Genomic DNA, 19,567 nt, shown 5'->3' with positions numbered 1-19,567 from the left:
GGATGAGTTAAAAATACAAATTTTCTCTGTTGGTCATATTCTTACCACTTATACTCTTTCAGACTGACAAGACCGGAAGTATTCATTTGCTTTATCAGAGCCGGAGCAAAAGGTGCGGGTTCGCAATAGAGTTTTTCCAGGGCACCAAGTCCTGTCACATTAATCTTTCTTAAAGGATTTCCGTTAAGATCTGCTTCTTTTAGCCTGGAAAAACGTCTCAGATCCATTTCTGTTATCTGATTCCTGGAAAGATCCAGTTCTTTCAGCTCCGGAGATTCATCGGCTTTAAATTGCGTCAGCTCATTCCTGAAGAGCATTACTTTCTCCAGTTTAGGCTTTCTACTCAAATCAATTGACCGTAGCTTATTGACGTTGATCCGTATGTCTCTTAGCTGTACCATCCCGGAAAGATCTAAAGCAGACAGTTCGTTTTGGTCCATAAAGATCACTTCCAGGTTGGTACACCCTTTCAACTTGAGCTGTGTGAGCTTATTATTATTTCCATATAAGTATTTAAGGTTTTTCATCCCTTCAAAGTCAGCAGAGGTGAGCCTGTTATCAAGAAACGCAAGTTCCTCAAGACCTGTAAAGTTTTTAATTCCTACCAATGACGAAATATTGGCATTATTTACATGCAGTTTTTTAATTGGAGCGGCTTCCGATTTTTGGATATTTCCATCTCCGTTTGTATCAACACCCTGGTCAATAAGAGCTGCTTTAAAATTTTCATCCGGAAAACTGATGTTTTGAGCCTTTAAGGTAACAATACCGGAATACAGAAACAGATGGATGAGAAAAATATGAATGGGTTTCATTTGTTTTTGTTTTTAGTGATTAGTATAACATTCTGATTATTGAGCAATATTCACAGTAGTGATCTTATTATTTCCTGATACCTCAATGTAATCGCCAACCTCCTTTTCATAGGCCTGGGACTCATACCGGGTTTCTGTGGGAACATGGCCGCCGCCCATCTGTATTCCAAGCATGTTGTAATTGGCACTTACCGGCCCTGACTGAACCTTGTTTGCTCTAACTTTTTCCCACGTTACCAGGCTTACAATATAATATTTTCCCGGTTTCAGGTTGGTGAATACAAAATTCCCCTTGCTGTCTATCGTCTTTGTTTCAATACGGACCATAGCAGCTTCTTTTGTCATAGCTGCCTGTTTTTTCCTGCTGTTGTACTTCTTATTAAGCTCAATAAATTCGGTAAGATGAGGCGTTACAGGATATAATAAAACTGTACTCAGATAACCCGGGTAATTGACATAACCTCTTTTTTTCAAAGAAATAGTCCCTTCGATGCTGTTGTTTCCCTCATCAAGCATTTTATAGGCTTCTTCTTTGTTAAAAGCTGATGTAGGAAGAACATATTCCACATTTTTCTGTGCCTCCACCCCCAGGCAAAAACACAAAAGAAACACAAAAGAACAACAAGTTCTTGGTTTGAAAGAATGATTGATTTTTAACATGATATATTATTTTAGATATTGATGATTGTATATTTTATTTTGTTGAAAGATTTTAATTGATGGAGTTTTCAATCTTGTCGATAATGTTATTGGACAATTCGTTCAGCTTGCTCTGGGAATCTGCAGTTACTACATTCGTCACAATGAAAATTCCCACTTTTATGTCCGGGTAAAGAGCGATCCATGAGGAATGACCAAAGCTACCGCCATTATGATAGAGCATTTTCATTTTTTTATCGTAGTTATAGGTGTTCCAGGCATAAGCTCTTCCGTATTGTACGTTGCCAGCCAAACGGGTCATCGTTTGTTTCACCACCGGATCATTGCTTTCCAGATACATCTTTATGTAATTGAACATGGAAGCTGTTGAGGCTTTCATACCTCCTGAATATTTGTAGAACCCATTAATTAAAGGCATTTTAACTCCACTACTGTCTCTTCCTATTGATATATTCGAGTTCTTGTCATATTTTAACTCCGAGAAGGTTTGCTTTTCGCCTGAGCGGGAAAAAATATATTTCTGGAACAAGTCTTTGAATGATAAACCATAAACACGCTCTAAAATATAGCCAATCAATTGCGTTCCTACACTTGAATAATGGTAATTTTTGCCCGAATTGTCAATCAACTTGGTTTGTTTTAGCCTGGCGAAAAAATCGTCCGGAGTCAAATGTTCAAAACAAGCTATTTGTTGCTCTATTGTTGGTTTTCCATCATAACAGTTTAAAAACAAAGGAAGACCAGCTGTGTGAGTAATGAGATGTCTGAACGTGATGGGCCTGCCATCCGATAAAATAAAATTGGGATATGGCCCATCCAGATAGTTTCTCACGTCCTCATCAAGGTTGATTTTACCGTCGTGTACCGCCTGGGAAAGTAATAAGCCAGTATAGGTTTTAGTTAAGGATCCTATTTCATATATGGTATGACTATCTGGCTTTTTTCCGTTGGACAGTCTGCCATAATGAAACTCATAAGCTTTGCCTTTGATATAAAGTACTCCTGAAACAGCCTTATAGCCCGGCTCCCGCATCAATTTTTCCGTTTCTTCAGCAATAACCTTTTCTATTTGATCCTGAGCGTTCTCCGGTTTTGTTACCGGTTGAGATGATGTTCCTATGTACCAGCAAATGAGAAGTAACAGCAACAATCCCGATGTTAATACTCTGTTTTTTATTTTTTTCACCACAATTATTTTTTTGTAAATATATAAAAATAAAGTCAACTATATAGTTAACTTTATTTTCATTCACAAAATGTTCAAAAAATACTTCTTTGTAGCCTTCAACCGATCTATCAGGAAATTGTATCTTACTGCCTCTGAATACAATGAAATAGAAACCCCTGACAAGTAGTTTCTAAAACTATTCCGGTAAGAATTAAGTGTCAGAGATACTGTTACAACTTCCCTGAATTCGGTTACTCCCGTTAAAAGGTTCCTTTTGAACTTTGCTATACTAAAACAAATACGATGATCATGTTGAATGTGGACTTGCTGTGCCAGGATTAAAAAGCATTACTCCCATAAATAATAAAAAACAGAGACTGCCTTAACAAAAAGACAGTCTCTGTTTCAATAAACGATATTTATTAAGGAGTTCTAATTTCCCTGTGCAGAAGCGGCAACATCCTGCCATTCTTCCCATTCTTTCATACGTTTGTCATATTCTCCTTTTGTCCAGGCCAAATTACCACTTCCGAGGAAAAAACGAAGCGGCGGATTGGGTGAATCAACCATTTTGAAAAGTGCTTCCGGCGTTGCATGGGGATTTCCACGTTGGTGATCTTTCATTTGTTCCAAAAATCCGTTTTTGAAATCGGTGTAAATATCCAGACCTTTAAACAGATCCGGCATTTGCCCGCTTCCAAATTCAGTGGCGTAAGCTCCGGGTTCTACAATGGTCACCTTAATTCCGAATTGTGCTATTTCCATCGCCAAACTTTCGTGAATGGCTTCGAAAGCCCATTTTGAAGAACAATAGTATCCGATAATAGGCATTGTAACATGACCTAAGTTGCTGGAAGTTCCCAGAATATGACCATACCCCTGTTTACGCAAATGCGGAAGGGCTGCTTTTATCACAAACAAAGGCCCTATCACATTGGTTTCGTAAAGCGCACGAATATCTTCCGGATTACCATCCTCAATGGTTGAAATCATTGAAAACCCTGCATTATTCAATACAATATCAATTTTGCCAAAGTGCGCAAAAGCTTCATCTACCGCTTTTTTTGCCTGTTCTGCATTGGTAACATCGAGTTCCAGAGTGAGTACATGATCACCATATTTTTCTTTCAGATCGGCAATGCTTGAAAGGGTTCTTGCGGTTGCAGCCACTTTGTCACCACGTTGTAATGCAGCTTCTGTCCAAATACGTCCGAACCCGCGAGATGCACCGGTTATAAACCAGGTTTTGTTTGTTGTTTCCATTTTAAATTTTTGATTTTTTGTTTTATAAATCGCAAAATATATTCTGCTTACAATACATGACGATTGAAAAATGATTTTACTTTTTTATTGATTTTTTTAGAAAAACATGTATTGCAAAAGTTTTAAAATAATTGAAATTTCTAAGCAGAAAAATAGAGCTTCAATTCCTAGAGTTTATCAAAAATAAGCGGAGGATAATTACCGTGATATTCATGGCAGTACGGGCATTGAGGTAATTTCAATTCCGCCGACTCATCCAGATCTGTATATGGAAAAATACTGAAAACCAATTCATGCTTCATGATGTTGATATAAAAGTTTTTATCATCATTTTCGACATCCATATTACCGATTTTCACAAATATCAGTTGGGCCGTTTTCAGAATACTTACGATTTCCCGAACTCCATCTTCCTGTAATAACCCTTCTGTGTTGTGTAGATCAATATTTCTTTTTTCAATATCGTTTACAAAACAATAAATAGCTCTTTTGCCATTGAGTACCTGCAATTGAACTTCAACTTCAAAACGGTTGATATACGTAAATTCCCGAATATTTCTTTCAAAGATCACATAGAGTTCATGGAGCTGTTCCAGTTCTCTCTGTCTCATCTCTTTCATGTTCTCTTTCAATATGTTCTGCTGAAGGATATTGTTCGCATTTATTTGTGCTTTTAAAGCAAGGTACAACAGCACAAATCCTACTATTTGTGAAAGCGGGTTGGAAATACCTCCAAATGCATCTCCTATTGTACCAAAGTCTTTAAGATATCCAAGAGGCAAAAGTGGAAGCAGCAACGGCATAGCAATGATGCTTATACTGCCAATCAATACCATCCATATTGCCGTATTTTTATTAGCTAGTTTTTGCACAATCTATTTTTTTATAAATTTTAATTAAATTGACCGCCTATTTAGCCGTAACCCGGGTTTTTCTTTTAAGTTCTATCCTCAAAATCTTACCGATATAGCATTATCAGTAATTGAAGCGCGATCCGTAATTACATTAATACATCATTTACCGGCTGAATAGGTTTAGGTATTTCGTCTTCCCCCAATATTTGCAACAGATCAATCTCAATGGTTCTGCAAATGGATAACATGGGTGTATCGGTCGGCAGGCCTTCGAACGGGTTTTCGGAATAATCACCTATCAGTTCCATCACCACATAGGTCCAGCCTACAATGGTTCCAAAAGGTATCATCAGCCATACACCTGCCTCGCCTAATTTTGCAAACTCAGCAACAATGCCCAGTGGCAAGAGGAAAATGAAGATGCAGTTGAAAATAAAACTCATATTGGCATATTGTCGCGGAAAAGGAAATTTTTTGATGCGCTCGGCTCTGCCCTGATGGTCATAAAAATCTGATAATACTTTTTGCATATCCAATTGTTTCCGCATATGCAGAATGCCTTTTGTTTCCAAATCTGCAATATCTAAAGACTGTAAGCTGATAATCTGTGTGGCTCCGTTCGCTGCACCACTCCATTGTTTTTCATCTGAGAAATAGTTTTCTTTTTGTTTTTCGTTTAAATATTCTTTGAATAAACCAACACCACCTACTTCCTGTCTTTGGCGGGCTACCTTTCCATACAGCCCCTTTAAACTCGCATGTTCCCATTGGGTAGGTGCCAGCAATTGATTCCGAAGAACATACAGCCAGGAAATATGCCGGTAAATGAGTCTTTTCTTTACCTGCATCAATTCTTTTTCTGACATTTGAGTATCTTCATTATTGCATATAAAAGAATTGACCATTACTCCCCAGCTTCGGCTACTGTTCACTATAGCCCCCCAAATTTTTCTGGCTTCCCAAACCCGGTCATATGACTGATTATTTTTAAATCCAATATAAAATGCAACTGCCGTACCTATGAGAGACACCGGCAACCACGGTATAGCCAGCCAATTCCAGCCAAGAAGGTTATATGACAAAGAGACCACAAGCATATACGCTACCAACCACCATAAATGATGACCTGCGAATTGAAAAATAGCAACAAGATTAAAACTTTTTCTTACAATCATAGGTTTATATATTATTTTGATAGTTTAATTTAACTATTTTAACCTATAGATTCGAAGATTTTTTTTTATGTTAATTACAAGACTTTCTGATCAGACAACGCAGTAAAAATGACTCATTACAATACATTAGAATTTTGTTTACCAAAATCAACTTCGCCATTTCATCAAATAATGGTTTTTCGGGAACTAAAGATATTTTCCGGGTCATTGCTCCATTTCTCCTTTATTCTTTTCAATTCTTCGTAGCTCTCGGCAAAATAATGTTTGGTCATAATGCTTGCGTCTTTGAAGCTGATAAAAGAGCCGCTGGTTTCAGGAAAAGACCGGTCTCTGCATTCCTGCTGCCACTCCAGGACACTGTTCAGACATTTTTTAAATTTTGCTTCGGGAATATTACCCTCCAGCTTCCACCAAGCCTGATACTGAATAATAAAAGGTCTTTGCTTGTATGGAAATGAACTTTCAGTATTTCCTGTTCCTGCTGCTTTGTGGTTAGCATAATACGCTCCTGAAATGGCATTGTGCGTTGCGTAGCATTCTATTCCGGAATCTTTCAGTTCCTGAGAAGTAGGAAGAATACAGGTATTAAGGCTTTCATAGAGGTTTTGTCTTCCGCTGGCTCCCCAACCGTCTTCAACCACAACCCGCGAAGTTACTTTATGTGGTGACGGAGTACCTCCTCTTAATTTAGCCTGGCCTAGTTCCCAGTTTACATATAATTCTTCAAAAAATATCTGCCCTGCAATCTGTTTCCCTTTTTCTCTAATCTCTTCAATCTTCAGATATTCTTCTAAAAAACTTTCATCGGTTTCCAGAGGTTTAAGCCAGACTTTAAGCTTTGTTTTAAATGTTTCTGAACTTTCTGCAAATGAGCCGTAAATAACACATTCTTCTATGGAATCTTTATCCTCCGGATTTCTTGCCTTTATTTTGATATTGGTTCCCGTTAGCTCAGGATTGTTTGAAGGAGCAATCATGTCTTCCCAAACTTTAAAGACATCCATGCTTTTGAATCTTCCTTTAAATGTGAGTTCAAATTTGATCAATTCATCCGGTAACGGAAAGGTTTCGATATAAAATTTTGTAATGATCCCATAACTCATGCCACCTCCCCCTCTAATGGCCCATAACAGTTCCCTTCCTCTCTGCGTCCTTTCGTCCAGATAAGCAATTTCGCCATTTCCTAAAACAATAGAAACAGCTACTAAACTTTCACAGCACATTCCTTTTGACCGTGTCCAGGGCCCCCATCCTCCGCCTGAAATAAAACCGGCAATAGCTACGGAAGGACAGGTTCCATGCGGGATAGAGACATCATATGCACTCAGTATCCTTACGATATCTTCAAACCTGGCACCCGGCTCTATTTCGGCAATTTTCGTTGCTTTGTCAAATGAAACATGCTTCATTTTGGACAGATCAATAACAATAGCACCTGTTGCGGAACATTCAGCTTCATGATCATGTCCTCCTGAGCGTACCCTCAAAATGCGGTTTTCTTTACCTGCCAATTGAACGACTTCACTTACCTGCTCAGGAGATTCACAATATACTATTGCTAATGGGTCAAACTGATAGTAAGTATTAAAGTTTTGTTTTTTTTTCTTGTACCCATTAAAGCTTATTAACCATTTCTTATCAACCACCTCTACAGGCCTGCCGTTGTAAGGAGTAATATTCTCAAGTTGTTCTATAATATTCATGATTTTGTAATTAGTTTTTAATGTTCTGTGGTACTACAAGATACAAATTATTGCAGCAGTCTTCATCTATACAACTTCAATTATTTATAAAACAAAAAAAGATATCTATTACTAAGATATCTTCAACTAACATTCCAGCTAAAAGTATTACATTTTCACATGTATGTCATCATTATTATGCCAGTTTCCCTGCGCTTTCATCACTTCTTCAATCACTTCCCGTACGGCTCCGCTTCCTCCCTGCTGCGTTGTAATCCAATCTGCAATTTTCTTTATTTCAGCCATAGCATTCTTTGGAGCAACAGCCAACGCAGAACTTTTCATCATATGAAAATCAGGGAGATCATCACCCATAGTCAGAATTTCTTCACTTTTAAGATTATATTTTTTCTTGAAATGGATGAAATCAGTCATTTTATCCTGTGATTTGGCGTAATAGTCCTTAACTCCCAAATCATTAAATCTTTGTTTTACCATCTCATCGTTTCCAGCAGTAATTATTCCTATTAAATAGTTTTTCTTTAGTGCTTTTGTCACTCCGTAACCATCCAGGACATTCATTGACCGCATCATGTGTCCGCCGGGCAACAGATATACGCGTCCATCTGTGAAAACCCCATCCACATCAAATACAAAAGCTTTAATATTCCTTAATTTTTTTTTCAATTTCATATCTATTTTTTTTACTTAATAAATTCATTTTTTATGTTATGTCTTCAGGATACTTTCAATTTACTCCACAGATGTGGTCTTTTTTTATTCTGACCGGATTGAAGAGGTATATAAAAATCTTTTTACAACTAATATAGAAGAGATGATTACCCCTGCTCCCAGTGCAATCCACATTCCGAGAGCTCCCATTTTCAGATATACACAGAGGAAATACCCTAAAGGAATTGTCATAATCCAATACGCAATAAAGATATAGAAGGAAGCTTTTTTCATGTCTTGTAAACCTCTGAGTATTCCCAGTGAAGTCACCTGAATCCCTCCAAAAAGCTGAAATACAGCCGCAATAATCATTAATCCGGATACTATCCTTATCAATTCGATATCCTCTTTTTTAACAAAGAAAGAGGGAATACTATTTCTACCGATTATCAGGAGCAGTCCGCACAGCAGCATGAAAATAAATGTAATTTTAATATTGTTGATTCCTACTTTTCTCAGCTCTGTAAACTTTTTCTCCCCTAATTTTCTGGCCATCATGACCGTTGCCGTAACACCGAATCCAATACAAAGATTATACGTAAAAGAAGCCATACTAAATACAATCTGGTGAGCGGCTATCTGATCTGCAGAAATTAATCCGCAGATAAAAGCAGCACTTGCAAAAGCCGTAACTTCAAAAAACATTTGTAACGCTGTCGGCAAGCCTATTTGTATCATTCTAAAAAATATACTTTTAGAGAAACTAGCCATTTTCAATGAAAAATTGTTGAGGTAACTTTTTGTTCTATTCTCCTTAAACAAAACAAAATAAAGAAAAACAACCATGAAAATTCTTGCTGTTAAAGTTGCTACAGCAGAGCCTCTGATCCCCATAGGAGGAATTCCCCACACTCCTTTAATAAGAACATAGTTGAGGACAATATTGATTACATTGGCAATAACTGTCGCCTTTGTGACACCTGCAGTATATGAAAGGCCTTCTGAAAAACCTCTCAAAGCCTGAAATGCCATAAACGGGATAATACTAATTATGACAATCTGCAGAAAATCTATAGTTCCGGGAATTATCTTTGCAGGCTGCCCGGAATAATAAAGCAATGGTAAAGAGATAAACAATGCCATTGTCAGAATAATTCCTACAGCCATGTTGATCATCAGACCATGAGCAAAAACGGAATTAACCGTTTGTGAATCGTGCCTGGCATGAGCCTCCGAAATTAACGGAGGAATGGCAAAAGAAAATCCTAATGCAATAACAAATGTAGAATAGAAGATGGCATTAGCGAGAGAAACAGAGGCCAGAGCATCTGCACCCAGCATTTTCCCAACGATAATATTATCAAATAAATTCACGGAGACCTGTCCCACCTGTGTAATCATTACGGGAAAAGCCAAAGCCAGACATTCTCTTGTATATTCTCTATTTAAAAAAGGCATCATTATAATTAAAAAGTTGTAGCAGATTTTAGCAGAAAATTATTGTCTGAACTCACTATTACAGATTGTTAGTACATGATCAGTAATTACCGGATCCAATACTGCATGCGTTATACTTCACGAATTACTAATTTGGCTTCCATATTTCGTATTTTTTGATAGTCAGCCAAAATAGAATCGCGGTCACCGGACAATGCAACAATTCCAATACTCGTAAGATAATCTACCGTTTTGGGAACAATATCACCATCTTTAAACCATATGTATTGGTTGAATAATGTTGGCAATTGGGAAATCCCGGATAATATTTCGGAATTCGAGATAACCCCGTTCACAGGAGATTTAAGAAAAACAGGCATCACAGGTACTTTAAATGTATAGTCTTTTTTTAAAACATCTCCGTCTACAAAAGCTTCAACTACTTTATCTGCCTGGCTGCTGCCGCTGGCCTGCCTTGCAAAAATGACCACCGGACCTCCACACATCCTTGCAGCCGTTTCTATAAGACGAGGTCCCTTTTCAGTAAGCATAATTTCATTATGAGCAGCTCCCCAGCAGATTCCCAATGCGTCCAGACATTTTTTGGTATATTCGAATAACTCACCGTAAAGTTCTTCTTCATAAGGAATGAACTCTACGCAATCATAAATAGTCTTACGCCCATTAAACGATATTTTATTATACTTAATTAAGTGAGCCAGATAATGTTTACCGTTGGCCGATACTGTTCCTACAGCAAATTCCGTCCCCACTACTTCTTCCTGCACAATAACTGTTTCACTTACTATCCCGGTAATTTTGGACGGTTCAGTCAGAATTTGGTTAAAAGCTTCTTTCCAATTTCCCCCTTGCGGAATATGAAAAACATTGTCACTTCCGGCTGAAAGGGGTGGTTTAAGCACCAATGAAGATCCGGTTAATTCATGTTCTTTCATCCAATTAATCACTTCGCTTTCAGATGAAGTACTGATCGTCTTAATATTTGGAACACCGGCATCCTGAAGAGCTTTCTGCATCAACCCCTTATGTTTTCTGTCTAAAGATTTTAAAGGGTCGTTAGCCAATTCGGGAGTTAAAGCCAATGCGAGTTCTTCTGCTAAAGGAACAGCCTTATCTGTTCCTGCAATAATGGCAAGAGGATTATATTTTTTGATGATATCCAAAAGGTTAGGCTGATCCATAATAATTTCAGAAAAATCTGAAGTTTGAACTTGTGTTCCATACCCTATCCTGTCAGTATATCCTATAGTAACGGCAATTGACGGTATTCCCCTTTTTTTGAATGCAGGAGCTAACTCTACCCCTGATGATAATGGGTCTATAATAATAACAGGTCTGCTCATAACATAAATTGATTTTTCATAAAAATTGTAAGTATTAAGCAGCAGCAAAGAAAAAATCATCTTTTCTTCACTGTTGCTCTTGTATTTTACCAATATTATAGTATTTCATCCCATAATAGGGCCTGAATATCTTCTAAAGAGCCAAAAGACTCGATATAGGAATCCGGTCTTACTAAAATGGCCATATCTTTATAGGGAGAATGGCTTGTCCAAAATTCTGAGGAATGCTTTTCAGGATAGATCTGAACTATTTTTACAAATCCGGGAACTTCCACATTTTGGGGTGTATTTCCAAAAATCAGCAGCGTGAAGTGGGAATAATTCAAAACAGAATATAATCGTGTTTCGACATTCTCTTTATACATTTTAAAATCGAATATTCTGGACCCTGCCAATCCTTCATTTCCATAGCGGATTCCCATCCCGGTTATATTCCCCGCATATTTTTGTACAATTCTCACATAATCCTGTGCATGGGTCCCACTATCAGAATATTTCGTAGAACGGACAAGTTCTCCTGAAGCATTGATAACACTTTGAGCCACCGGCCTGCGCTCGTTTTCATAAGTCTGCAAAAGCGCTGTGGATGTATTGAATTTAATGGTCATATTTAATTTCCATATCAGATTGAAGGCATCAGCAAGACCTGTATTAAGGCCCTGCCCTCCGTTAACCGAGTGAATATGACAGGCATCTCCAGCCAGAAATACTTTATTATTGACTGAAAATTTTTCCGCAACAGATTCTTTAACAGAGAATTGTGAGAACCAGACCACTTCTTTAAATTTTAGTTGATGAGGACTCATCGCTCGGTTAATTTTCTCAACCGCTTCTTCAATACTAAAATCCTTAACATCCATTCTTACGTAGAATCTGTCTATTTCTCCTTCACGGGGAATCCATGCCACATCTGAAGTATCCGCCTGAAAAACAATAATCTCCGGTACTTTGAGAAAATCGGTTTCTATTATTCCATCAATCACGGCCCATATAATTTGTGGGCGCAGAATATCAAACGGAATCTGAAAAAGATCTCTAACAGTGGATCGTGAACCATCTGCCCCGATTACGTAAGCAGACTGGATAATGTCTCCGTTTGAAAGATAGGTGATGCAGCTATCATCTGTCAATTCAATATTTTCCACTGTGGTCATTCGCTGCACAGCTGCTTTTTTCTCCTTAAGTTTTTTATCCAGCAATTCTTCTATAAAAGACTGGCCAAGCATGAGGAAATGTTTATGTAAGCAGCCTTCCAGCTCATCCCACCATGTAGACTGTCTGGAAATAAATTCACCATTGCTCCACACGGAACTCGTATTGCAGGGCTTCCCCTGCGGATATAATTCATCAAATAAATCCACGATCTCAATAAGCTGCAGGGTACGGGCATTCAAAGCATCTGCTCTGCCTACTTCCAACGGGCCTGAAGATTTATCTATAATGATGACGGATAAACCACACAGCTGACCAAGATAGGCACACATTAATCCAACGGGTCCGGCCCCAATAATTACGATATCTGCTATTTGTGTTCTCATCTGTATGATTCTAATCCGGGATTTTTGAAAGCAGGTGAACTATTCACATGCACTCTCTGTAAATGACGGGGAGCATCCTGGGTATACGCTTCACGGCCATGCAAAAGGGTAAAATTATCTGAAATAACAATATCATTTTTCTGCCATGTATGGGCATAATAGACCTGTGGACTGTACAACAATTCTCTTAGTTGTGTCTGAATTTCATCAAGATGGTCTTCTTCTACCCCGACGAACTCTATGATGGGCGGATTAATAAAATCAGGAATATCTTTTGCCGGCGGTTCATTGTAACGCATGATGAACTGCTCTCTATATGGATGCTTGGTAACGATGGGAGAAATGGTAGTACTTTCATAAAACTCCATTTTGCGGGTATAGCGTACGGATATATTTTTCCATAATTCAACCAGTTCTGCCGGGGACTGATCAATGGCTATGCTGGTATTTGAGAAGGTGGTTCTTCCTCCCTGATCTATATTCGGGGAATCAACACAATGGAAAATCTGATATTCAGGGACTTCGGGTCTATACATTCCGTCCCAGTGCAAAGGCACATAATTATTATCAAAAATGTGGTCTTCAGGATTGTTTTGCCTTACCAATTCAAGAACTTTTCCAAAAGGCCATAAGCTGACTTCTCCCCAGCGTTCACAATAACCGGCAAAATCATCAGAGGAGTCAAATGTTTTAAAACCACGGACTACCACCAGTTTTTCTTCTTCAAAATAGTTTTTCAGCATTTTGGTACTTAAATCTTTTACATGATGGTCATTACCATCTGCTTCTATTAAAATTCCAAATGGTTTAAGGTGTGTAACGGTATATTTCATTTTAATTAATATTTATTGAGTTGGGTGTTTATTTAGAGTTCATAATAATCAGGTCGCCCGTTTTCGTCGTATATTAAGCGGGCATTTAATTTTTCGGCTTCAAATCTTTTCATGAACACAATCCTGCCATTCCTATTCAGAGCAACTCCATGCCAGGGCGTTATTGAGTTTTCGGTGGATAGTTTGATGCCAAGTTTGATATCACCACAGGTCTGCGGATGAATGGATAAACGGACATACTCAGGGAATTCGCTGGCAATAAGTTCACTCCATGCATTGCTAAGCTGAATGACGCGATAGGCTCTTTTTTTCGCATCTTTTTGAATACCGGCCCGGGATTTTATCTGTTCAGGATGGATGGAATCCTCAAACAAAAACCTTGTAATTCCTTTATACATCCTATTGGCTTCTTTGTCTTCTCTGGAAGCATTTTCTTCAGTGCCACGGGATACTTTATCTTTCAATACAGAAATGGGCTTGCCAAATGTTTCCAGTAACTCAAGCCTCATATTTTCAAAATTATCCCCTTCGTATAGCTGATCCAGGTGAAATGTGGAAATATGGGTAAGCTGATACCTGCTGATGATGGAGTCTATTTCCTTTTGATAAGCAGTAATATCCGAATCCTTCATCCCAATTACATTACTGAATACCCTCCCGTCTGAACATATCAGAATACGTGCTCCCGGAGCATATATTTTCTGTATTGACTGGCATAAACCGTTTAGAAATTGTAAGGAATATCTTTCTGCCATATCCGGCAATGAACCCAGTACTTTTTGAGGATTGGGAGATTTCCCCGGAAACGCAGGCAATACAAACAAAACAGGTTGCTCCTTCTCAATTGCCTGTACAATTTTAGGAATATGGGGTTGATAACAGCTGTTACATGGTATAGTACAACTTATGCCTTTCTTATCTTCCGTAATACGGAACTCCATGATAGTTGTCAGAATATCGTGGGCCTTCTGATACACTAACTCACTGTTTAGTGAACATATATTATAATCGTTGTTCTTTTTAATCATATTAATTGTTAATTCGATTTGTGTGTGGTTTGTGGTTTGTAAGTTTGAATACACTTAGCTCCGGCAGCTGCATAGCAATGATGTTCCCCGCCATTATTTTTCAACAATGGTTTGAGGTAAAAAAATTAAGTTCTGAAAATGTAGTTTTAGATATCTGTTGACTACCTGTTTAAGTATATGATTACCGGATTAATATACTTATACTGATTTGAAATTAAATCAACCTATCAATTCCAAAGTATTTTTTTAATTCATTTACTTAAGAATAGGTGTGTTTTAAAATCTAAACATATGTTTGTACAAGTATACAGCGAAGTACAAAATTTTACAATAGATTAATTGAGGAAATACCAGCACAAAGTGAGGAACCCATGAATTTTATTCTTCACTTTATTTTTTCCGGATACGGTCTTACATCGGAAAAACCTCATCAGGATACGTTTTACATACTTTAAAAATTGTCATTGTGAATTCAAAGACTTTTAATAACGAATACCAATTAATCTGAAACAGTTAACCGGTATATCATTACACTTATTAAGTAAGGTTTTGTTATAATGGCTGTATCAGTTACTTTTAAGCAATAAAAGTAAAATCAAAAGGCTGTCCTATTTAAAATAAATGAAATCCTATGAAAATTAAATTTCTGTTTTTGAGTCTGTTTTTAATGTTTTTCTCGTTTATAAAAGCACAGGATGAATTTATCACGATATGGAAGCCCAGCAATACGGGGCCATTTCCTTCACCAAGTACCTCCAATCAAATTCTCTTTCCAGGAATAGGCACGAACTATAACATCTATTGGGAGGAAATTGGCTATCCAACTCACCACGGAACACTGGCGAATGTAACTACTTCTCTTGGAGTCCCTCTTTTAATTGATTTCGGTACTCCTTCTAATCCTATCGCTAATAATGCGACCTATACTTTAAAAACAACCAATGGAAACGGCAACTTTCACCGTATCTGCTTTTATGTACTACCCTCAGCTGTTCGCGGAGATGTTTATAAAATTATAGATGTAGCACAATGGGGAAATATTAAATGGTCCAGTATGAAAGATGCGTTCTGGTACTGTGAAGAAATGGATGTCACCGCTACGGACATTCCATTTTTAAGCAATGTTACAGATATGTCCGGTATCTTTTCAGGATGCTATAAACTGGTTGGAAATTCCTCTTTCAGCAATTGGGACATTTCTCATGTGACCAATTTAAAACAAAGCTTCGATTCTGCGAAAAAATTCAATCAGCCTATCAGTAGCTGGGATATTTCCAATGTTACCGATATTTCATTAATGTTTGCTTATACAGAAGAGTTTAATCAGCCCATAGGCGTCTGGAATACGTCTAATGTCACCAATATGGCACATGTATTTGATGGTGCTTTTATTTTTGATCAGCCTCTTTCCAGCTGGGATACTTCTAAGGTGACCAATATGGAGGGAATGTTCAGCAATGCCTTCAAGTTCAACCAACCTATTGGAAACTGGGATACTTCTAAGGTAACCAATTTGGGCTATATGTTCCATGGTACAGAAATGTTCAATCAACCTATTGAAAGCTGGGATACTTCAAAAGTTACCAATATGCGCTATATGTTCAGCAGTACCCACCAATTTAATTTACCCATCGGAAACTGGAATACTTCCAATGTAACAGATATGGCGGGGGTTTTCAGAGAAAGTAAACTTTTCAATCATCCTATAGAAAGCTGGGACACTTCAAAGGTAACCAATATGCTGGATTTGTTTGCCCGAGCAGAAAAATTTAATCAACCTATCGGAAACTGGGATACATCATCGGTTACCAATATGAGTTATATGTTTTTCGGAGCAAAAAAATTTAATCAACCCATAGGCAACTGGGATACCACCAATGTAACCAATATGTATGCAATGTTTACAGATAGCCCTATTTTTAATCAGCCGATAGGTAACTGGAATACCTCTTCAGTCACAGATATGCGTAATATATTTAAAAATGCTACCGCCTTTAATCAGGATTTGAGCAACTGGAATTTATATGCTGTTACGCAGACGAACTTCATGCTGGATTCTTCCGGTTTATCCTGCTCTAATTACAACTCCACGTTACAAGGATGGGCCAACAGTCCTTCCACACCGAATAATTTAACACTGGGAGCATCCGGGTTGGCGTATTCTACTCCACAGGCTGTAGCGGCAAGAAATGCATTAACCGGTTTTAAAGGATGGATTATTACCGGTGATACCTACAATGCAGAATGTAATACACTTGCCACATCTGAGGTAGATAAAAAAACAAATTTCAATATTTATCCTAATCCTGTAAAAAACACGCTATTCTTTTCAGATGGATTGAAAAATATTGAAATTTATTCTATAGATGGAAAACTTTTAAAAAAGAGCCCTGAAGGAAATAATATTAATGTTTCCGAGCTGCAGAAAGGGGTACATATTTTAAAAGCTAGTGACCATTCAGGAAACTCACAGTCTAAAAAATTTATTAAAGATTAGAGTTTAACGGACCAGGTTTTTCATCCTTCATTTGAATGATCAGTATGTAAAAGAAAATGGCATAAATCATCTGAATTCCCATAGCTTCCCAATTTTCAATAGTACTGCTTCCGAAAAGTAAAACAACAATCAAAGATGCTCCGGCTATAAGTGCCCATCGGGTTTTAAACCCAATGAGCAGCATTAATCCGATAAGAAACTCGGCGAATGGCAGAACTGTTCCAAAAATCATGATCAGAGGCTCAGGCAGCCAGCTTTTCTCAAAGATTTTAGTCATTCCCTCTGCAAAAGCATTGATTTTAGGAATTCTGGCAAGCCCATGCCCCAGCATATTAACGCCCATAGAAATTTTCAACAGAAAATAAGCCGTATTTTGTAATTTCAATTTTTCCATAAATATGAACTGTTCTTAAAATTAAATTTTGGGTGGCATTTTACCCGCGTAATCTTTCATATTAAAAAATGTATAATCCGTATACCCTCTTGCTCCACCTCCGCCAAATAAGGTATGGGGATCTGATATTTCATTAAGTGGCACATTCAGCCTTACCCGTTCAGGATAATCCGGATTCGTCAGAAAATTTCTCCCAAAACCGATAAGATCTACCCTGTTGTTTTTTAATAATTCTTCAGCTTCTTCCGGGGTTTTATTTCCGGTCGCAATAATAGTATTGTTAAACTTTTCCCTCAATTCCTTCCTGAATTCCAGGGGAATCGCGGGCGCATCATCCCAGTCTGCCTCACACAGGTGAATATAGGCGATGTCCATACGGTTTAAATATTCTGCCGCCAGCATAATGGCTTCCATGATTTCGGGGTCATCCATATCTTTAAATTTGATGAAAGGCGACAGGCGGACCCCGGTTTTTTCTTTACCAACAGCTTCAATAACAGCTTCGGTAACTTCTATTAAAAAACGAATACGGTTTTCTTTGCTTCCGCCATATTCATCGGTACGGATATTCGAATTACTGCGGAGAAATTGGTCAATCAGGTATCCATTCGCGCCATGAATCTCAACCCCGTCAAACCCTGCTGCAATAGCATTTTCAGCCCCTTCCGCAAATTCTCTGATAGCTTGTCTGATCTCTGATTGATCCATAGCTCTCGGCTTTTCTACCGGAACAAATGTAGCATCTCCATTCGGGGCACCATCAAAAATATAAACATTGGTTTTATCCGCAGTCAGAGCAGACGGAGCCAGAGGTTGTAAGCCGTTTATTTTAGATGAAGAAACCCTGCCCACATGCCAGAGTTGCAGAAATATCTTTCCTTTTTTTTCGTGGACAGCCTGTGTGATCAACTGCCAGCCTTTCACCTGTTCATTGGAGTAAATTCCGGGTGTTTTAGCATAGCCCATACCTTGTACTGATACTTGTGTGGCTTCCGTAATAATGAGACCGGCAGTGGCGCGCTGCCCATAATACTCTGCCATTAAAGCGTTAGGAATATCCCCGGGCTCTGAGGCCCGGCTTCTGGTCATGGGAGCCATAACAAAACGGTTTTTTAAATGATTTCCGGATAATGTATACGTTTCAAAAAGCTTTTTCATTGGGTTAATTTAAATAGGTTTCTAAATGATGTATGATTAGTTATTGTATTGTTCTTCACTGTTGTCTACAAGCGTTTTGGGATCGTGAATCACCATTTTGGCGATGTCATCTTTCCTCATATAAACTACATTAGTTTTCTCTTTTGTATATTGTATGAATTCTTCCATAGCATGTACCATTGCCGGTGTTCCGCCAATGCGGTCATGGAAACTGATACTCATCATTCTTCTCTTTTCAGCGCCTTCGGCATACAGCTGGTCAAATTCATGTTTTAACTGGGATAGGAACTGATCGGGACTCCAGTGATTTCCCGCGATTTGTACAATATCATTATTACGAAGTGTATAAGGCATCACAACGAATTTTTTTCCATTGACCTTAGTAATGAATGGCTCATCCCGGCTGAGATCATCTATGTGATACAAAAAACCAAGTTCCTGAAGCACTTTTAAAGTATTCGGACTGCGTCTCAGCCAGTTGCAATTATAGCCGACCGCTCTTTGCCCAGTGATCTTTTCCACCATGTCTACACCATCTTTTACGAAGGTTAGCTCATCAGCATAGTTTTTATTCCATTGATTGTCCCACGCTATGCCATGTGCGGCTATTTCATGCCCATCTTTTGCGATAGCCCTGGCAATTTCGGGATATTTTTGGGCCGCAGTTCCTACAACATGGGAAGTGACTTTGATATCGTATTTTCTCCAGAGATCAAGCATCCGGTAAATGCCTTCATTAGCTCCGTACCGGTACCAGCTTTCTGCAGGCAGGTCTGGCTGTCCTTTAGGCAGCGGGCTTCCACTAAACGGGCTTTCTGCCCTATCAGGTTGCCCACCTGTTTCAAACTGCATGGAAACTGAAATTACCAATTGAGCACCGTTAGCCCAATGATTTTTATGCATTTTTATTACAGTCTTTTGACCTTTTTCTCCGGTTGCTCTGGAATCATTGCAGGAAACTAATAATATGGCCAGCAAAGCCATAGGTAATAGATGAGATATTTTCATGTTTTGATAATTTGTTGATGC

17 protein-coding genes are annotated in these 19,567 nt (G+C 38.2%); 1 reads left to right on the top strand and 16 read right to left on the bottom strand.

Annotated elements, in window-relative coordinates; all coding sequences use genetic code 11:
* Nucleotides 1-41: 41 nt before the first annotated feature.
* From ACM46_RS15145 to ACM46_RS15085, 13 genes are all read right to left on the bottom strand, one after another.
* A complete protein-coding gene (locus ACM46_RS15145) occupies nt 42-815 on the bottom strand; it encodes a leucine-rich repeat domain-containing protein (RefSeq protein WP_048507532.1) in 774 nt (257 codons plus the stop codon).
* Between the two features lie 36 nt (nt 816-851).
* The gene (locus ACM46_RS15140) at nt 852-1,475 is read right to left on the bottom strand and encodes a prealbumin-like fold domain-containing protein (RefSeq protein ID WP_131707609.1); all 624 of its coding nucleotides are present in this window, start codon (nt 1,473-1,475) and stop codon (nt 852-854) included.
* Nucleotides 1,476-1,527: 52 nt separating this feature from the next.
* On the bottom strand, nt 1,528-2,661 hold the full coding sequence (locus tag ACM46_RS15135) for a serine hydrolase domain-containing protein (RefSeq protein ID WP_131707608.1): 1,134 nt from the start codon (nt 2,659-2,661) through the stop codon (nt 1,528-1,530).
* A gap of 414 nt (nt 2,662-3,075) precedes the next feature.
* Nucleotides 3,076-3,906: an SDR family NAD(P)-dependent oxidoreductase gene (locus ACM46_RS15130; RefSeq protein WP_048507529.1), complete on the bottom strand. Its 831-nt coding sequence runs from the start codon at nt 3,904-3,906 to the stop codon at nt 3,076-3,078.
* Nucleotides 3,907-4,073: 167 nt separating this feature from the next.
* A complete protein-coding gene (locus ACM46_RS15125) occupies nt 4,074-4,778 on the bottom strand; it encodes a hypothetical protein (protein WP_206541010.1) in 705 nt (234 codons plus the stop codon).
* A 128-nt stretch (nt 4,779-4,906) separates the two neighbouring features.
* Entirely contained in the window at nt 4,907-5,935 is a 1,029-nt protein-coding gene (locus ACM46_RS15120) for a bestrophin family protein (protein ID WP_048507528.1), read from the bottom strand.
* A 164-nt stretch (nt 5,936-6,099) separates the two neighbouring features.
* Nucleotides 6,100-7,638 (bottom strand): FAD-binding oxidoreductase, encoded by a 1,539-nt coding sequence (locus tag ACM46_RS15115; RefSeq protein WP_048507527.1) that lies wholly within the window; start codon nt 7,636-7,638, stop codon nt 6,100-6,102.
* A 147-nt stretch (nt 7,639-7,785) separates the two neighbouring features.
* Nucleotides 7,786-8,310, bottom strand: a complete 525-nt coding sequence (locus tag ACM46_RS15110; RefSeq protein WP_048507526.1) for a KdsC family phosphatase — start codon at nt 8,308-8,310, stop codon at nt 7,786-7,788.
* A gap of 84 nt (nt 8,311-8,394) precedes the next feature.
* The gene (locus tag ACM46_RS15105) at nt 8,395-9,747 is read right to left on the bottom strand and encodes an MATE family efflux transporter (RefSeq protein WP_048507525.1); all 1,353 of its coding nucleotides are present in this window, start codon (nt 9,745-9,747) and stop codon (nt 8,395-8,397) included.
* A gap of 110 nt (nt 9,748-9,857) precedes the next feature.
* Complete coding sequence (locus ACM46_RS15100) at nt 9,858-11,090, bottom strand: ATP-grasp domain-containing protein (protein WP_048507817.1); 1,233 nt, start codon at nt 11,088-11,090, stop codon at nt 9,858-9,860.
* 95 nt (nt 11,091-11,185) lie between these two features.
* Nucleotides 11,186-12,628, bottom strand: a complete 1,443-nt coding sequence (locus ACM46_RS15095) for an FAD-binding protein (RefSeq protein WP_048507524.1) — start codon at nt 12,626-12,628, stop codon at nt 11,186-11,188.
* Nucleotides 12,625-13,461, bottom strand: coding sequence for a TauD/TfdA dioxygenase family protein (locus ACM46_RS15090; protein WP_048507523.1), 837 nt, complete (start codon nt 13,459-13,461; stop codon nt 12,625-12,627). Before ACM46_RS15090 ends, ACM46_RS15095 begins: the two co-directional genes overlap by 4 nt.
* 32 nt (nt 13,462-13,493) lie before the next feature.
* A complete protein-coding gene (locus ACM46_RS15085; protein ID WP_157859457.1) occupies nt 13,494-14,489 on the bottom strand; it encodes an L-tyrosine/L-tryptophan isonitrile synthase family protein in 996 nt (331 codons plus the stop codon).
* A gap of 631 nt (nt 14,490-15,120) precedes the next feature.
* Between ACM46_RS15085 and ACM46_RS22845 the strand changes: the two genes are divergently transcribed.
* Nucleotides 15,121-16,986: a BspA family leucine-rich repeat surface protein gene (locus tag ACM46_RS22845; RefSeq protein WP_053082710.1), complete on the top strand. Its 1,866-nt coding sequence runs from the start codon at nt 15,121-15,123 to the stop codon at nt 16,984-16,986.
* On the opposite strand, the gene ACM46_RS15075 is transcribed toward ACM46_RS22845, so the two are convergent.
* The 3 genes from ACM46_RS15075 to ACM46_RS15065 are packed head-to-tail and all read right to left on the bottom strand — an operon-like array spanning nt 16,976 to nt 19,546.
* Nucleotides 16,976-17,380 (bottom strand): DoxX family protein, encoded by a 405-nt coding sequence (locus ACM46_RS15075; RefSeq protein WP_048507522.1) that lies wholly within the window; start codon nt 17,378-17,380, stop codon nt 16,976-16,978. The genes ACM46_RS22845 and ACM46_RS15075 overlap by 11 nt on opposite strands.
* A 21-nt stretch (nt 17,381-17,401) precedes the next feature.
* Complete coding sequence (locus ACM46_RS15070) at nt 17,402-18,538, bottom strand: alkene reductase (RefSeq protein ID WP_048507521.1); 1,137 nt, start codon at nt 18,536-18,538, stop codon at nt 17,402-17,404.
* A gap of 36 nt (nt 18,539-18,574) precedes the next feature.
* Entirely contained in the window at nt 18,575-19,546 is a 972-nt protein-coding gene (locus tag ACM46_RS15065; protein WP_048507520.1) for a polysaccharide deacetylase family protein, read from the bottom strand.
* Nucleotides 19,547-19,567: the final 21 nt, after the last annotated feature.

Origin of the sequence: Chryseobacterium angstadtii (assembly GCF_001045465.1) — a bacterium.
In the GTDB taxonomy this organism is placed as follows: domain Bacteria; phylum Bacteroidota; class Bacteroidia; order Flavobacteriales; family Weeksellaceae; genus Chryseobacterium; species Chryseobacterium angstadtii.
Note: the sequence above shows the minus strand (reverse complement) of the source record. Positions and strands in the feature narration are given on the sequence as shown.

Excerpts from the sequence above, each read along its gene's own strand:
- ACM46_RS15145 (WP_048507532.1), bottom strand. The coding sequence starts at position 815 with ATGAAACCCATTCATATTTTTCTCATCCATCTGTTTCTGTATTCCGGT.
- ACM46_RS15140 (WP_131707609.1), bottom strand. The coding sequence starts at position 1,475 with ATGTTAAAAATCAATCATTCTTTCAAACCAAGAACTTGTTGTTCTTTT.
- ACM46_RS15130 (WP_048507529.1), bottom strand. The coding sequence starts at position 3,906 with ATGGAAACAACAAACAAAACCTGGTTTATAACCGGTGCATCTCGCGGG.
- ACM46_RS15120 (WP_048507528.1), bottom strand. The coding sequence starts at position 5,935 with ATGATTGTAAGAAAAAGTTTTAATCTTGTTGCTATTTTTCAATTCGCA.
- ACM46_RS15115 (WP_048507527.1), bottom strand. The coding sequence starts at position 7,638 with ATGAATATTATAGAACAACTTGAGAATATTACTCCTTACAACGGCAGG.
- ACM46_RS15110 (WP_048507526.1), bottom strand. The coding sequence starts at position 8,310 with ATGAAATTGAAAAAAAAATTAAGGAATATTAAAGCTTTTGTATTTGAT.
- ACM46_RS15105 (WP_048507525.1), bottom strand. The coding sequence starts at position 9,747 with ATGCCTTTTTTAAATAGAGAATATACAAGAGAATGTCTGGCTTTGGCT.
- ACM46_RS15100 (WP_048507817.1), bottom strand. The coding sequence starts at position 11,090 with ATGAGCAGACCTGTTATTATTATAGACCCATTATCATCAGGGGTAGAG.
- ACM46_RS15095 (WP_048507524.1), bottom strand. The coding sequence starts at position 12,628 with ATGAGAACACAAATAGCAGATATCGTAATTATTGGGGCCGGACCCGTT.
- ACM46_RS15090 (WP_048507523.1), bottom strand. The coding sequence starts at position 13,461 with ATGAAATATACCGTTACACACCTTAAACCATTTGGAATTTTAATAGAA.
- ACM46_RS15085 (WP_157859457.1), bottom strand. The coding sequence starts at position 14,489 with ATGATTAAAAAGAACAACGATTATAATATATGTTCACTAAACAGTGAG.
- ACM46_RS22845 (WP_053082710.1), top strand. The coding sequence starts at position 15,121 with ATGAAAATTAAATTTCTGTTTTTGAGTCTGTTTTTAATGTTTTTCTCG.
- ACM46_RS15075 (WP_048507522.1), bottom strand. The coding sequence starts at position 17,380 with ATGGAAAAATTGAAATTACAAAATACGGCTTATTTTCTGTTGAAAATT.
- ACM46_RS15070 (WP_048507521.1), bottom strand. The coding sequence starts at position 18,538 with ATGAAAAAGCTTTTTGAAACGTATACATTATCCGGAAATCATTTAAAA.
- ACM46_RS15065 (WP_048507520.1), bottom strand. The coding sequence starts at position 19,546 with ATGAAAATATCTCATCTATTACCTATGGCTTTGCTGGCCATATTATTA.